This is a genomic window from Mycobacteriales bacterium (genome assembly GCA_035550055.1).
GTDB lineage: Bacteria > Actinomycetota > Actinomycetes > JAFAQI01 > JAFAQI01 > DASZTV01.
The window spans coordinates 1-13883 of the sequence record DASZRO010000053.1 but is presented as its reverse complement, the minus strand read 5'-3'; the positions used below and the strand labels follow the sequence as shown (position 1 = coordinate 13883).

At 71.2% G+C, this 13883-nt stretch carries 13 protein-coding genes and 1 tRNA gene; 6 read left to right on the top strand and 8 right to left on the bottom strand.

Going from position 1 to position 13883, the window contains the following annotated elements:
• Nucleotides 1-45: 45 nt before the first annotated feature.
• Complete coding sequence (gene crgA / locus VG899_08505; protein ID HWA66394.1) at nt 46-294, bottom strand: cell division protein CrgA; 249 nt, start codon at nt 292-294, stop codon at nt 46-48.
• A gap of 61 nt (nt 295-355) precedes the next feature.
• On the opposite strand from crgA, the gene VG899_08500 reads away from it, so the two are divergent.
• The 5 genes from VG899_08500 (at nt 356) to VG899_08480 (ending at nt 5338) form a co-directional block, all read left to right on the top strand.
• Entirely contained in the window at nt 356-1054 is a 699-nt protein-coding gene (locus VG899_08500; protein HWA66393.1) for a class E sortase, read from the top strand.
• A complete protein-coding gene (locus tag VG899_08495; protein HWA66392.1) occupies nt 1054-1230 on the top strand; it encodes a hypothetical protein in 177 nt (58 codons plus the stop codon). The genes VG899_08500 and VG899_08495 overlap by 1 nt, the downstream gene beginning before the upstream one ends.
• 78 nt (nt 1231-1308) lie before the next feature.
• The gene (locus VG899_08490) at nt 1309-1950 is read left to right on the top strand and encodes an aminodeoxychorismate/anthranilate synthase component II (GenBank protein ID HWA66391.1); all 642 of its coding nucleotides are present in this window, start codon (nt 1309-1311) and stop codon (nt 1948-1950) included.
• A 145-nt stretch (nt 1951-2095) separates the two neighbouring features.
• Nucleotides 2096-2314 (top strand): hypothetical protein, encoded by a 219-nt coding sequence (locus VG899_08485; protein ID HWA66390.1) that lies wholly within the window; start codon nt 2096-2098, stop codon nt 2312-2314.
• A gap of 45 nt (nt 2315-2359) precedes the next feature.
• A complete protein-coding gene (locus VG899_08480) occupies nt 2360-5338 on the top strand; it encodes an AAA family ATPase (GenBank protein ID HWA66389.1) in 2979 nt (992 codons plus the stop codon).
• 3 nt (nt 5339-5341) lie between these two features.
• On the opposite strand, the gene pknB is transcribed toward VG899_08480, so the two are convergent.
• The 7 genes from pknB to VG899_08445 form a co-directional block, all read right to left on the bottom strand.
• A complete protein-coding gene (gene pknB / locus VG899_08475; protein ID HWA66388.1) occupies nt 5342-7039 on the bottom strand; it encodes a Stk1 family PASTA domain-containing Ser/Thr kinase in 1698 nt (565 codons plus the stop codon).
• A 105-nt stretch (nt 7040-7144) separates the two neighbouring features.
• Nucleotides 7145-8197 carry a PASTA domain-containing protein gene (locus VG899_08470; GenBank protein HWA66387.1) on the bottom strand — a complete coding sequence of 351 codons (1053 nt, stop codon included), beginning with the start codon at nt 8195-8197 and terminating at the stop codon, nt 7145-7147.
• A 31-nt stretch (nt 8198-8228) separates the two neighbouring features.
• The gene (locus VG899_08465) at nt 8229-9716 is read right to left on the bottom strand and encodes a penicillin-binding protein 2 (protein ID HWA66386.1); all 1488 of its coding nucleotides are present in this window, start codon (nt 9714-9716) and stop codon (nt 8229-8231) included.
• Complete coding sequence (locus VG899_08460) at nt 9713-11113, bottom strand: FtsW/RodA/SpoVE family cell cycle protein (GenBank protein HWA66385.1); 1401 nt, start codon at nt 11111-11113, stop codon at nt 9713-9715. Before VG899_08460 ends, VG899_08465 begins: the two co-directional genes overlap by 4 nt.
• Nucleotides 11113-12426 carry a PP2C family serine/threonine-protein phosphatase gene (locus tag VG899_08455; protein HWA66384.1) on the bottom strand — a complete coding sequence of 438 codons (1314 nt, stop codon included), beginning with the start codon at nt 12424-12426 and terminating at the stop codon, nt 11113-11115. Before VG899_08455 ends, VG899_08460 begins: the two co-directional genes overlap by 1 nt.
• Entirely contained in the window at nt 12423-12914 is a 492-nt protein-coding gene (locus tag VG899_08450; protein ID HWA66383.1) for an FHA domain-containing protein, read from the bottom strand. The genes VG899_08455 and VG899_08450 overlap by 4 nt, the downstream gene beginning before the upstream one ends.
• A 6-nt stretch (nt 12915-12920) precedes the next feature.
• Nucleotides 12921-13658 carry a DUF3662 and FHA domain-containing protein gene (locus VG899_08445; protein ID HWA66382.1) on the bottom strand — a complete coding sequence of 246 codons (738 nt, stop codon included), beginning with the start codon at nt 13656-13658 and terminating at the stop codon, nt 12921-12923.
• Nucleotides 13659-13797: 139 nt separating this feature from the next.
• Between VG899_08445 and VG899_08440 the strand changes: the two genes are divergently transcribed.
• Nucleotides 13798-13883: transfer RNA gene (locus tag VG899_08440), tRNA-Leu, on the top strand.

Sequence of the window (13883 nt, the reverse complement as noted above, 5' to 3'; positions counted from 1 at the left end):
GCTGTGGGTTAATCACAGCGGTGTGACTACGCCGGTGTCGGACGGCTATCGCCACTGGGTCGAGATGCCGAAGCCGGCGATGATGAAGCCGAAGCCGATCAGCAGGTTCCAGTTCGACAGCGCCTTGATCGGCAACGAGCCGCCGGTGACGTAGAACAGCACCAGCCAGACGATGCCGACGAGGAAGCAGCCGAGCATCGAGGCGCCGACCCACGGTGGGCTCACCCGCTTCTTCGCGGAGCGGGTGGGGGGCGGCGTGTAGGCCGCTTTGGCGCGGACCTTCGACTTGGGCACGGACTCTCCTGGCTCGCTCGAGATGGCTTCTCGGGGCTGGTTCAGCATCTAGCGTAGTGGCGTGGGCTACTGGCGCACGCTCGTGCGGGGCGTCGGCCAGCTGTTCATCACCGGCGGTCTGGTCATCCTGCTCTTCGTCGTCTACGAGCTGTGGTGGACCGGCTTCACGACCAAGCGCGACCAGCACCAGCTGCACACCACGTTGCAGCAGCAGTGGCAGCACGGGATCACGCTGGCGAACCCGCCGCTGGGCTCGGGCATCGCGATCCTGCGGATCCCGCGGTTCGGTCCGAAGTACGACTTCGTGATTGTGCAGGGGACCTCGACCGCCGATTTGGAGAAGGGCCCCGGTCACTACGTGGACACCGCAATGCCGGGCCAGCTCGGCAACTTCACCGTGGCCGGCCACCGGACGACGTACCTGCACCCCTTCTACAACATCAACGAGCTGCGGGCGGGCGACCCCATCGTGATCGAGACGCGTACCCGCTGGCTGACCTACACCGTCGAGAACATCCCCGGCACGACGGCGAAGTACCAGGAGATCGTCTCTCCGGACGACATCGCGGTGTCCTACCCCGTCCCCGACCAGCCGGATGCGCAGGCCACCCCGACCGAGAAGGTCCTCACGTTCACCTCCTGCAACCCGCGCTACTCCGCGGCCCAGCGCATCGTCATCCACGCGCTGCTCACCGATTCGCAGCCGCGCTCGGCGGGGCTGCCGCCTGCGCTGCGCGACGGCGGCGTGGTGAGCGGCTGATGTACGGCTGGATCTGGCGCAAGCTGCCGGGCGGCGTACCGGCGAAGCTGCTCGGCGCCCTCCTGCTCGTCGCGGCCGTGGTCGTGGTGCTGTTCCTCGTTGTCTTTCCGTGGGTGAGCCCGAAGCTGCCGTTCAACCACGTGACGGTCGACACCACGTCGACCCCGCACCCCTGAGGCGAGCGGATGGCACCTGCGTACCGCTGTCGCGATATCCATGTGCCGTGCGCTCGGGGGTGGTGAGAGGCTGGGCGGGTGAGCCGGATCCTCGTCGTGGACAACTACGACAGCTTCGTGTTCAACCTGGTGCAGTACCTGCAGCAGCTGGGCGCTGAGGTCGAGGTACGCCGCAACGACGCGATTGAGGTAGGCGACCCGCTCTTCGGCGAGGTCGACGGCGTGCTGCTCTCACCCGGACCGGGTCGGCCTGAGGACGCCGGGTGCTGCATCGAGGTGATCAAGGCCTACGGCCCGACGCTGCCGGTTTTCGGGGTGTGCCTGGGCCATCAGGCGATCGGCGTCGCGTACGGCGGTGTGGTCGAGCGGGCCCCCGAGCTGCTCCACGGCAAGACCAGCGAGGTCACCCACGGTGGCGCCGGGGTGTTCGCCGGCGTCCCCGACCCCTGCACCGCCACCCGCTACCACTCGCTGACCGTGCTGGAGGACGGGCTGCCTGCCGAGCTCGAGGTGACGGCGCGCACCGGCAGCATCGTGATGGGTTTGCGCCACCGCGACCATCCCGTCGAAGGGGTGCAGTTCCACCCCGAGTCCGTGCTCACCCAAGGCGGCCATCGCATGCTCGCGAACTGGCTGGCGGTCTGCGGTGACGCCAGCGCCGGCGACCGGGTCGAGGACCTCGCCCAGCGACTCGAACGGCAGCGCGCCTCGGTGGCTTAGGCCAACCCCGCGCGGCGACGCCGCCGGCTAAGACCGTAGGGATGCCCGGGTTGTTCACAAGATAGGGATTCCTACCGATGTGGTGACCCTCCTCAGCAGCGGATTGTGAACGCATACCCCGCAGCGAGAGAGAAGGCGACCGGAGATGATCGGCTCGGTCCCACCGGCGTTCATGCAGGCAGAGCTCGACTACCGCATTCAACGGATCAAGGACAGCTACCAACCGCGCGTCCGATCTGGCGTACGCCGGCCCCGCCGGCGTCCGCTGCTGAGCTGGAGGCGGCGGCCGGTCCCCAACCCGGCCGCCCTCTCCGCTCCGACGCTGCCGCTGGGCGCGCCGTACAAGCTCGTCGGCCGGAGTTGATCGCCGGCGAACAAATCCGTGGTGGGCAGCGGCGATGATGAGCGGGTGGCGATCGGGGCGGACGCACCGCTCGTCGGCCGGGCCGGCGAGCTGGCGGAGCTGGCTGCCCTCGTCGGCCTCACCGCAGCGACCGGCGGCGGCTCCGGCGCAGGCCGGGTCGTCCTGCTGGGCGGGGACGCCGGGTCGGGCAAGACGCGGCTGACCAAGGAGATCGCCGAGCGCGCCCTCGCTGCGCAATGGCGGGTGCTGCTCGGCCACTGCCTCGACTTCGGCGACGGCTCGCCGCCGTACCTGCCGTTCAGCGAGGCGCTCGGGCGGCTCGCCGGCGAGCAGCCCGCGCTGGTGCGATCGCTGGTCGAAGCGAGCCCGGCCATCGAGCGGTTGCACCCTTCGCACCGGCTGCTGACCGAGACGGAGGTCTCCGAAGAGCCGACGCGGCGCGCGGCGTTGCTCGAGGCGGTCCACGACAGCCTGTGCACGCTGGCCGCGGACGCGCCGCTGCTGTTCGTGATCGAGGACCTGCACTGGGCCGACCAGTCCACTCGGGACTTGCTGCACTGGCTGTTCGCTCGCGGGTTCGACCGGCCGGTCACGCTGCTGGCGACCTACCGCAGCGACGACCTGAACCGCCGCCACCCGCTGCGCGCCACGCTGGCGGAGTGGTCGCGGCTGCCGGCAGTCGCGCGGCTCCAGCTCGGCCCACTGGCCAGCAGCGACGCCCGGTCCCTCGTGCAGACGCTGCAGCCGGAGACGATCAGCGAACGTGACGTACGGCGGATCCTCGCCCGCGCCGAGGGCAACCCGTTCTTCATCGAGGAGCTGGTGGCGGCTGCGACCACCGGCGACGGCCGGTTGCCGATCGACCTGGCCGACCTGCTGCTGGTGCGCCTCGAGCAGCTGCACGACGAGGCTCGCCTGGTCGTGCGAGCGGCGAGCGTCGCGGGCCGGCGGGTCTCCCACCAGCTGCTGACCAGCGGGACCGACCTCGACCCCGGAGCACTCGACGCCGCGGTGCGGGCGGCAGTCGAGGCCAACATCCTGGTCTCGGCGGACGGCGAGCATTACGCGTTCCGTCACGCGTTGCTCGCCGAGGCGATCTACCAGGACCTGCTGCCCGGGGAGCGGGTCCGGCTGCACGCGGCGTACGCCGAAGCGCTGGCCAGTGGCGCCGTCGACGGGTCGGCCGCGGAGCTGTCCCGCCACGCCTGGGCATCGCACGACCTCGTCACCGCGACGCGAGCGAGCGTGCAGGCCGGCCGCGAGGCGATGGCCGTCGGCGGCCCCGAGGAGGCGATCCGCCACTTCGAGCGAGCGCTCGAGTTGCTGGAAGACCGCGAGGTGGCGGCGCGGGTCGCCGCTACCGACGGCGCAGAGCCCATCGAACGGGTCGGCCTGGTGGTCCGCGCGAGCAACGCGGCAGCCGCAGCCGGCCATCTCGCGCGCGCCGTCGCGCTCGCCTACGACGAGCTGAACGCGCTGCCCGAGGACGCTCCGGCCACCGACCGGGCGAGGCTGATCTACTGCCTGGCCACCACCGCCCTGGTCATGGACCACAACCTCGACCTGATCAGCCTCACCACGGAAGCGGTGCGGTTGATGGGCGACCAGCCACCCAGCCCGCTGCACGCGCACGTCCTCGACGTCCACGCGCGCGCCATGTACGACCGGGCTCGCGACGACGAGGCCGCCCGATGGGCGGCTGAGGCGCTGCAGATGGCGCGTGAGCTTCAGCTGCCGGCCGTCGTCTCGGACGTCACCATCCTGCTGGCTCGGATCGGCGAACGATCCGGTGACTCCCACGGCGCTCTCGCGACCGTCGAGGCCGCGGTGCGCGACGCGAGAGCGGCCGGGGAGTCCTACGCCGAGCTGCGCGGGCTCTACACGATGGGCAGCCTGCTCTACGGGCAGGGGCGGGTGAGCGAGGCGATCGCCGCGTTCGACCGGGCGGCGCAACGCGCGAACGCCCTCGGGCGCCAGTGGGCGCCGTACGGCATGGAGGCGGTGCTGTTCGGTGCCATCGCCGCCCACGTCGCGGGCGACTGGACGAGAGCCTCCCGACTGGTCGACTCCGAGGCCGGCCAGCCGCCGGAGATCGCCGCGGCGCTGTTCGACGCGGTGCGGATGGACATTGCCGCCAGCCGCGGCGAGACGGCGGCGCTGTCCGCACTGCCGCAGCTGCGGACCCGGTGGGGTCTCGACGGGCTCGTCGCGTTGATGAGCGGCAGCGCCGCGATCGAGCTCTACAGTCAGGCGGGCGAGCTCGCTTCGGCGATCGCCGTCCACGACGAGGTCGTCGCCTTCGTCGGTGCGCTCTGGCAGCGGCCGGGATTCAACGCGCGGGTTCGGCTGGCGGCGCTGCTCGTCGGGTGCATCGCGACGGCGGCCGCGACGGCACCGGCGAGCGAGCGGGCCGAGCTGGTGCGTTGCGCCGACGACGTGGCGGCACAGGCGCGGAAGGTCGCCGCGGCCATGGTCAACCCGGGCCCGGAAGGACAGGCGTGGGCGAAGCGGCTGGAAGCCGAAAGCGCCCGGCTGCACTGGTTGTCGGGTGTCGAGCCGCTGCCCGATGCCGGCGTACTGGTCGGGTGCTGGCGCGAGTCGGTCGAGGCGTTCGACACGTTCGGCCACGTCTACGAGGCGGCGCGCTCGCGGGCCCGGCTGGCCGCCGTCCTCGCCGCCACCGGGGACGCTGCTGGCGCCGAGGCCGAGCGCGTCGCGGCGCGCGCGACAGCACTTCAGCTGGGGGCAGGTGCGCTGCTCGCCGAGCTGCGCGGGCAGAGCTCTGAGTTGACCGGCGAGTCGCCTCGCTCCGGTAAGGTCCGAGATCTCGACGCGCTCACGCCCCGGGAGCTGGAGGTTCTCACCCTCGTCGCGACCGGCAGGAGCAACCGTGACATCGCGGCGGCGCTGTTCATCAGCGCGAAGACGGTGAGCGTCCACATCTCGAACCTGCTCGCCAAGCTCGACGCCGGAAGTCGCACCGAGGCGGTCGCCATCGCTCGCCGCCGCGGCTACCTGAGCTGAACGTCAGAAGACCGGAGATCCCGACTCGTCCGGCTCGGGCGACTCGGTCGGCGAGACCGACGGGCTCGTGCTGCTGGTCGGTGTGAGCTCGTCGACGTAGATCGTCACGTTCGAGCCGCTGGCGACGTACGTGCCGGCGACCGGCGTCTGGCTGATGACCTGGCCGTCCTTGCTCGGGTTGTAGACGGCGGTCGGCTTCACGACGGCCTGGAAGCCGGCCTGCTGGAGCAGCGCGGTGGCGGTCGCCTGGTCCATGCCCGTGACGTCGGGAACCTTGACGTGCGAGTTGGACACGGTCAGCGTGATCTTGCTACCCGCCGGGATCGACGTGCCCGCGACCGGGTCGGTGGCCAGCACCTGGCCCGCCGGCACCGCCGAGTTCATCTCGATCACCCGGCCGATCTTGAGGTGCGCGGCTTCGAGGGCACTCGTCGCATCGACCTGCGACAGCCCGATGATGCCGTCGGGGACCAGGACGTACTCGATCCCCTCGGAGATGACCAGGTTCACCGGCTGACCTTTGCGCAGCAGGATGCCGGCCGGCGGGTCTTGCGAGACGACCGCGCCCTTGGGTTCGGCCGCGCTGTACTCGTCGGTCACCGTGCCGACCCGCAGGCCCTGCGCGGCCAACGTCGACTGCGCGTCGGCGTAGGACTGCCCCACGAGGACCGGCGTGTTGAGGTCGCCGCCGTTGCCGGTCACCACGTTGCGCGCGATGACCAGCGCGATGACGAACACCGCGAGCGCGGCAACCGCGAGCGCGGCGTAGGCGGCGCCGCGGCGGCGGGTGGCAGGCTCACGCAGCAGGACGGTGGTCGGCGACATCGTGGCTCCGGTCGGCTCGCTTCCCGCTGACACCGGGTGGGCGTGGACCGGCCGGCCGGCCAACGCTCGCTCGATGTCCGCCCGCATCTCGGCGGCACTGCCGTAGCGGTTGACTGGATTCTTCGCCATCGCGACCAGGACGATCGCATCGGCGGCCGCCGGCACGTCGGGCTCGACCGACGACGGCGGGACCGGGTCCTCGCGCACGTGCTGGTAGGCGACCGCGACGGCCGACTCGCCCGTGAACGGGGGAGCGCCGGTGAGCAGCTCGTAGAGCAGGCAGCCGGTGGAGTAGATGTCGCTGCGGGCGTCGACGTGCTCGCCCCGCGCCTGCTCCGGGGAGAGGTAGTGCGCGGTCCCGACGACGGCGGCGGTCTGGGTCATCGTGGCGGTCGAGCTCGTCGAGGCGCGGGCGATGCCGAAGTCGGTGACCTTGACCTCGCCGGAGCCGGTGACCATCACGTTGCCGGGCTTGATGTCGCGGTGGACGATGCCGGCCGCGTGGGCTTGTTCGAGGGCAGCGCATATCGCCGCGGCCATCTCGAGGGCGCGGCGCGGTAGCAGCCGTCCTTCGGCGGCGAGGATGTCGCGCAGCGTGCGCCCGTCGACGTACTCCATGACGATGTACGGCGTCGCGACCCCGTCGATGGTGCCTTCGCCGGTGTCGTAGACCGCGACGATCGACGGTGAGTTCAACGACGCGGCCGACTGTGCCTCACGGCGGAAGCGGGCCTGGAAGGCCGGGTCGCGGGCCAGGTCGCGGCGCAACAGCTTGATCGCGACCGGGCGGCCGAGCCGGACGTCGCGACCGCGGTGGACCTCGGCCATCCCACCGTGGCCGATCACCTCGCCGATCTCGTAGCGGTCGGCGATCAACGTCCGTTTCCTAGCCACGAGCGACCGACCGATCGATGACGAGGCCGCGCACGGCGACGACGCTACCGGCCGACGCCAGCCGCGATGCAGACCACGGACGCCTCATCAGCCGGAGCCCAGCGCGACGACGGTGAGCTGTACGACCGAGCCGACTTTGACCCGCTGCCCGGCCGGCGGGTCCTGGGCGATGACGGTCCCGTCGGTGCCGGGACGACCGGTGGTGATCGTCTCGTTCGCGCGCAGGCCGTCCTCGTTGAGGTCGTGCTGGGCCTCCTCGAAGGAGATCCCGACGACGCTCGGGACCGCGGTCTGGCCGGCGCCGGCGCCGACGATCCGCAGCAGGACCACGCCGCCGAGTACGACGATGGCGGCCAGCGCGATCAGTCGGTTGCGTACCCGCTTGCGTTCCGCCTCGTCGTACCACGGTCGGCGCGGCTGAGCCGCCTCGTCGTCGGGCTCCGCCGGGGTGAGCGCAGGTCGCATCGGCAGCCCCGAGCCGGCCCGAGCAGCCGCCGCGAGCGCCAGCGTGGTGCGCCCGACGTCGGCGACGTCGGTCCAGTCGCCCGCGTCGAGCAGCCGCAGCAGATCGGCCACGTCGCTGCCGTCTGCGGCTGACCGATCGAGAAGCTCATGCGCCAACCGCGCGAGGGCCGCCAGGTCGTCGGCCACGGCCGGCGGCGCGGGCATCGCGAACCCGAACAGCGCCACCGACCCGTCGGAGCGGACCTGGATGTGGTCGCCGTCGAGGCGGCCGTGCGCGATCCCGCTGCCGTGCGCGGCGGCGAGCGCCATCGCCGTCTGCCCGATCACCGCGAGCGCATCGTCCGTGGCCAGCCCACGGTCGAGCAGGATCGCCGTCACCGTCTCGCCCTCGACGTAGGCCGCCGCGAGCCATGGCGGGTCATCAGAGACGTCGTGGGCGAGGACGCTCGCGATGCCCGGGTCTGCGATCGCTTCGAGCTGACGCGCCCGACGGTCGAACGCCGCGAGCCACGCATCGTCCGCCCCGAAATAGCGGGTGACGGCAACTTCTCGGCCGGCGAGGTCGTCGTGGCCCCGCCAGGTCTCGTGCCGGTCGTCGGCAGCAAGCCGTTGGACGAGGACGAAACGGTCGGCCAACGTCATCAGCGGCACGACGTCGTCGTCGGACTGGCTCACCAGTCGCCTCGGGTCATGGCGGCGGGCACTGTCACGAGCACCCCAGCACGGCGCACATGACGGAGCGGGCGATCGGTGCCGCGACCGCACCGCCGGTGGCGTCGCTGCCCAGGCTGCCGCCGTCTTCCACCAGCACCGCGACCGCGACCTTCGGGGCGTCTGCGGGAGCGAACGCGACGAACCACGCGTCGGGCGGGAGGTGCTGCGAGGCCAGGCCGTGCTGGGCGGTGCCGGTCTTGCCGGCGACCGTGACCCCGGGGATCTGCGCCGCCGTACCGGTCCCGGACGCGACGACGAGCTCCATCACCGACTTGACCTCGTCCGCGACCGACGGCGACACCGCTTGCCGCAGCTCCTGCGGCTTGGTCTGCGACAGCACCTGCGCGTTGGCGCCGCGCACCTGCGAGACGAGGTAGGGCTTCATCTCGACCCCGTGGTTGGCGATCGCCGCCCCGATCTGCACCGCTTGCAGCGGGGTGAGCGCGTCGTCGAACTGACCGATCGAGGACAGCGCGGTGTTCGGCGCGTTGGCGTCGAAGGCGAACTGGCTGGCGGCCACGTGGAGCGGGATCGACTCCGACTGTCCGATTCCGAACGCCTTCGCCTGCGCGGCGAGGGTGTGAATGCCGACCTTCAACCCGAGACCGGCGAAGGCGGTGTTGCAGGAGATCCGGAAAGCGTCGGCGATCGTGTCGGTGCTGCCGTTGCCGCAGCTCTCGCCGCCGAAGTTCTGCATGTAGGTGTCCGTATCCGGCAGCCGTAGCTGCGTGGGCGACGGGATGACGGTCTGCGGGTTGAACCGGCCGGTGCCGAACGCCGCCGACGCGGTGACGATCTTGAACAGCGAGCCCGGCGGGTAGGTCTCGGACAACGCCCGGTCGATCAGCGGATCCCCCGGTGCGTGCAGCAGCCGGTGGTAGTTGCGGGTGATCGCCTGCGGGTCGTGGGAGGACAACAGCGAAGGGTTGTACGACGGCGAGGTCGCGAGTGCGAGGATCGCACCGGTCGAGGGATCCATGGCGACGACCGCGCCACGCACTCCGCTCAGCCCTCGGTAGGCAGCCAGCTGCGCCGCCGGGTTCAGGGTCAGCACGACCGACCCGCCCGACGGGTTCTTGCCGGTGATCTCGTCGGAGATCCGGTGCAGGAAGAGCCGGTCGTCGGAGCCGGACAGGATGGGATCCTCGGCCTGCTCGATGCCCGAGGCGCCGATGACCAGCGAGTAGTACCCGCTCACCGGCGCGTAGGCAGCGCCACCCGGGTAGGTCCGCAGGTACTTCAAGGTGTCGTGGGTCGCGATCGACTTCGCGATGTCCTTCCCGGCGACGACGATCGGCCCGCGATCGCGGCTGTACTCGCCGTACAGCACCCGCACGTCGTGCGGGTTGGCGCGTAGCGAGGACGCTTCGCCCACCTGTACGACGTTGGAGTTGATCAGCAGCGCCGCGAACATCACCAGCGCGGCGACGGCGACGTGCCGCAGCGGCCGGTTCATCGGGTTGCTTCGCGGGCTGTTCATAGCCGGATCGCCACTGTTGCGTGCTCGTCCGGCGCGGCCGGTCGGTCCGGCGCCGGGCGGCGAGCCGCGTCGCTGATCCGGATCAGCAGCGCGACCACCATCCAGTTCGACACCAGGCTCGACCCGCCGTAGGACAGGAACGGCAACGTCAGGCCGGTGAGCGGGATGAGCCGGGTGACCCCGCCCACCTGCACGAACACCTGCAACGCGAGCCCGAAGGCCAGACCCGCACCGAGCAGCTTGCCGAAGTCGTCGCGTGTGCCGAGGGCGGCGCGGATTCCGCGCATGACGATCAGCAGGTAGATGACGAGCACGGCCATCAGGCCGGCCAGGCCGAGCTCCTCAGCGATCGTCGAGGCGATGAAGTCGGTGTTGGCGTAGGGGACGATGTCGGGCCGGCCCTGCCCGAGTCCGGTGCCGAAGATCCCGCCGGTCGCTTGACCGAACAGGCCTTGCGCGAGCTGGTAGCTGGTGTTGGTGATCGTGGCCGGGTTGAGCGGGTGCAGCCAGATCTCGACCCGTTCGTGGACGTGCCCGATGAAGTGGTTCGCGGCGAAGGCGCCGACCGCGAACAGGGCGAGGCCGATCAGCAGCCACGACCGACGTTCGGTTGCGACGTAGAGCATGACGACGAAGATCCCGAAGAACAGCAGACTCGACCCGAGGTCGCTCTCCCGGGTCAGCACCAGCAGGCTCGCCGCCCAGGCGACGAGCACGGGACCGAGGTCGCGTCCGCGCGGCAGCGTGATGCCGATCACCTTGCGTCCGGCGAGGGCGAGGACGTCGCGCTTGCTGACCAGGTAGCCGGCGAAGAACACCTCGAGGGCGAGCTTCGCGATCTCGCCCGGCTGGAAGGAGAAGCCTCCGAAGCGGATCCAGATTCGCGCGCCGTTGACGGTGCTGTGGCTGGCCGGCAGCAGCGCCGGCAGGACGAGCAGGCCGAGACCCGCGGCCATGGCGGTGTAGGTCAGCGACTGGAGTCGGCGGTGGTCCCGGACCACGACGAGCACACCGACGAACAGCGCGACGCCGATGATCGTCCAGACGAGCTGCAAGGGCGCGGCGGCGGTGCCGGCAGAGGTTCCCGCGGCCTTCGCGTTGCTCGCCGCGCCCAGGTCGAGCCGATGGATCAGCACCAGGCCGAGTCCGTTGAGCACCACCGCGGCGGGCAGCAGGACGGGATCGGCGTACGGCGCGAACCGGCGTACCGCGAGGTGGGCGACACCGGCGAGCGCGATGAACCCGAGGCCGTCGCTGACCAGCCCGCTCGGCAGCTTGTCGGAGTAGGCGGCACTGGCGGAGGTGAACGCGACCATCGTCAGGACGAGGCCGAACCCGATCAACGCGAGCTCGGTGCCTCGCCGCTTGACGCCGACCGGCGCAGCGATGTCAGCCATCAGCCGGTCTGACACCAGCTCGGCTGGACTGGCGCCGAGGGCGCGGCCGGCTGCCGCGGCACGGTGTGCCGATGCTTGGCCGGCTTCTTCGTCGTCCTCGGCTTCGCCGGATGCGCCGCTGACCACGCCGTGCAGGCGTCGCCGCGCAGCGTGGCGATTTCGCTGCTCGCCTTGCTGCTGCTCGACACCTGGCCGCTGTGCAGCAGCGGGCGGTCGGACTCGGTCAGCTCATCGGTCGGCAGGTCGGTGTCGTGGTCGACCTTCGACAGTGAGACGCCGGCGAACTCGCCGCGGACGCCGTGGTAGACCGCGACGGTGCCGTTGTCGTTCGCGACGTACCACTGGCTGCTCACGTAGAGCGCGGTGCCGCCGATCGCGACCGCGATGAGCAGGACGACGAGTGCCGCGACCACGGCGAGTCGTCGCCCGATCCCGCCGCCCCGCGACGGCAACGGCCGCTGAGGCTGCGGGTCGGCGGCCGTCCCCGGCGCGGCGGCCGGCTCACGGTCGGTCGCGACCGCGGCGCCACCGACGAGCGGTGTGCTCGTCGCGTCGTCGTGATTCACCGGCTCGGCGACGATGCAGGTCACGTTGTCGGGCGCGCCGGCTTGCAGGGCGAGGTCGACCAGCCGGTCACACGTCTGCTGCGGGGGGCTCGCGTCGGCGAGGGTCGCGGCGATCGCCGAGGCGTCGACGTAGTCCGACAGGCCGTCACTGCACAGCAGGTACCGGTCCCCGGCGACGGGGGTGAGCGGCACCAGGTCGGGCTCGGCCTCACCCCGGCCGTCGAGCGCGCGCAGGATCCAGGAGCGACGCGGATGGACGTGTGCCTCTTCGGGGGTGATCTGTCCCTCGTCGACGAGGGACTGGACGAGCGTGTGGTCGTTCGAGATCTGGGTCAGCTCGCCCCCGCGGAACAGATACGCCCGGGAGTCGCCGAGCTGCGCCAGGCCTACCGCGCCGCCCGCGCTGAGGATTGCGGTCAGCGTCGTACCCATGCCGGCGAGCTGCGGGTCGCGCTCGATCGAGTCGTGGAGCAGGACGTCAGCGTGGAGCACCGCGCTGCGCAGCGACGCGAGCGGGTCGGTGACCGCGGTGTCGGAGTCCAGCGGGGCAAGCGCCTGGACCGCCAGCCGGCTGGCGATCTCGCCCGCAACAGAGCCGCCGACCCCGTCGGCAACGACGAGCAGCCGCGGGCCGGCGTAGAGGGAGTCCTCGTTGCCGTCACGCACCAGCCCGACATCGGTGCGCGCTCCGAAGCGCCAGGCGGCGCCACCGTCCCAGCCGCCGCCGTCCGCCGTACTGGCACTCATTGCAGCTCCAGGACGGTCTTGCCGATCTGGATTCGTGAGCCCTTGCGCACTTCGGTGGCGGCGGTCACGGTCGCGTTGTCGAGCACGGTGCCGTTGGTCGAGCCGAGGTCCTCGATCAACCAGGCCGAGCCGTCGGGGTAGAGCCGGGCATGGCGTTGCGAGACGTAGTCGTCGTTGATGGTGATCGTCGAGTCAGCGGCCCGTCCGATGGTGATGGGAAGAGAGGTCAGCGGGACGGTCCGCCCGGCGAGGGGGCCACCGACGATCGCCACCCGGGTCGGCGGTCCGCTGGACGCCCGGGCGCCGCGGGCTCGTTTCGGCTTCGCCGCGGGTGGCGGCGGCGCGGCTGCGGGAGGCGCTGTGGCGCGGGCAGGCTTCGGTTTGACGCCGAAGATGTCGTGACGCACTGCCACGACCGCGGCGATGACGAAGCCCCACAGCAGGATCAGGACAACGGTGCGGAGCAGGAAGACGACGGCGACCGGCAACGTCGATCAGCCTTCGTCGAGCCGGAAGATCAAGGTCGAGTGACCGATGTCGAGTCGGTCGCCGTCGTGCAGCTCCACGCGCTCGACCGGCTTGCCGTTGACCGCGATTCCGTTCGTCGAGCCGAGGTCGACGATGCCCACCCGGCCGTCGCTGTAACGGATCTCGGCGTGCCGCCGCGACACCCCGGAGTCCTCCAGGCGGAGGTCACAGTCGCTGGCACGCCCGATGACGGTGACAGCGTGAGTCAAAAAGTACGCCGAGTCCTCGGCCGCGCTGTCCACCAGCAGCCGAGGCCGACGCGGGTAGGCGCCGGCCGGGGCGGGCGCGGCCGGCCGTTTGCGAGCGACCGGTGCGGCTTCGGCCGGCTCGTCGGGGGCCTCCACCGCGCTGCGTACCCGAAAGACGCCGGTGCCGATGCCGGCCTGTTGCTCGAAGCCGACGACGACCGGGCCGACGAAGGAGTAGCCCTGCTCGGCGGCATGCTCGCGGACCATCGCGGCGAGCTCCTCGCCGAGCGGCTCGGCCCATTCCTCGATGCGATGGAAGTCCCGGTCGCCGAGCTCGACCACGTAGGCATTGGGAGCCAGAATCCGGCCACGCGCGACGACCTCCTTGCGGTCGTCGGACTCGCGCTGCAACGCGGTCGCGATCTCTGCGGGCTGCACCTCGGATTTGAACACCCGCGCGAACGCGCCCTCGACCAGACCGCCGAGGCGCCGCTCGAAGGTTTGCAGGACTCCCACGACGCGTCCCTTCCCGGACTGTCCGGGGCGCACGCCTCGCGACGTACGACAGGTTCATCGCGCCTGCCGCGCTGCGCCTCGAGCGTGATCGTAACGGGAAGGCCTGATCAAACCTGCGTGCTAGCGTGAGCGTCCCCGCGGGCGAGTGGCGGAATGGCAGACGCGCACGGTTCAGGTCCGTGTGTCCGTAAGGACGTGGGGGTTCAACTCCCCCCTCGCCCACCA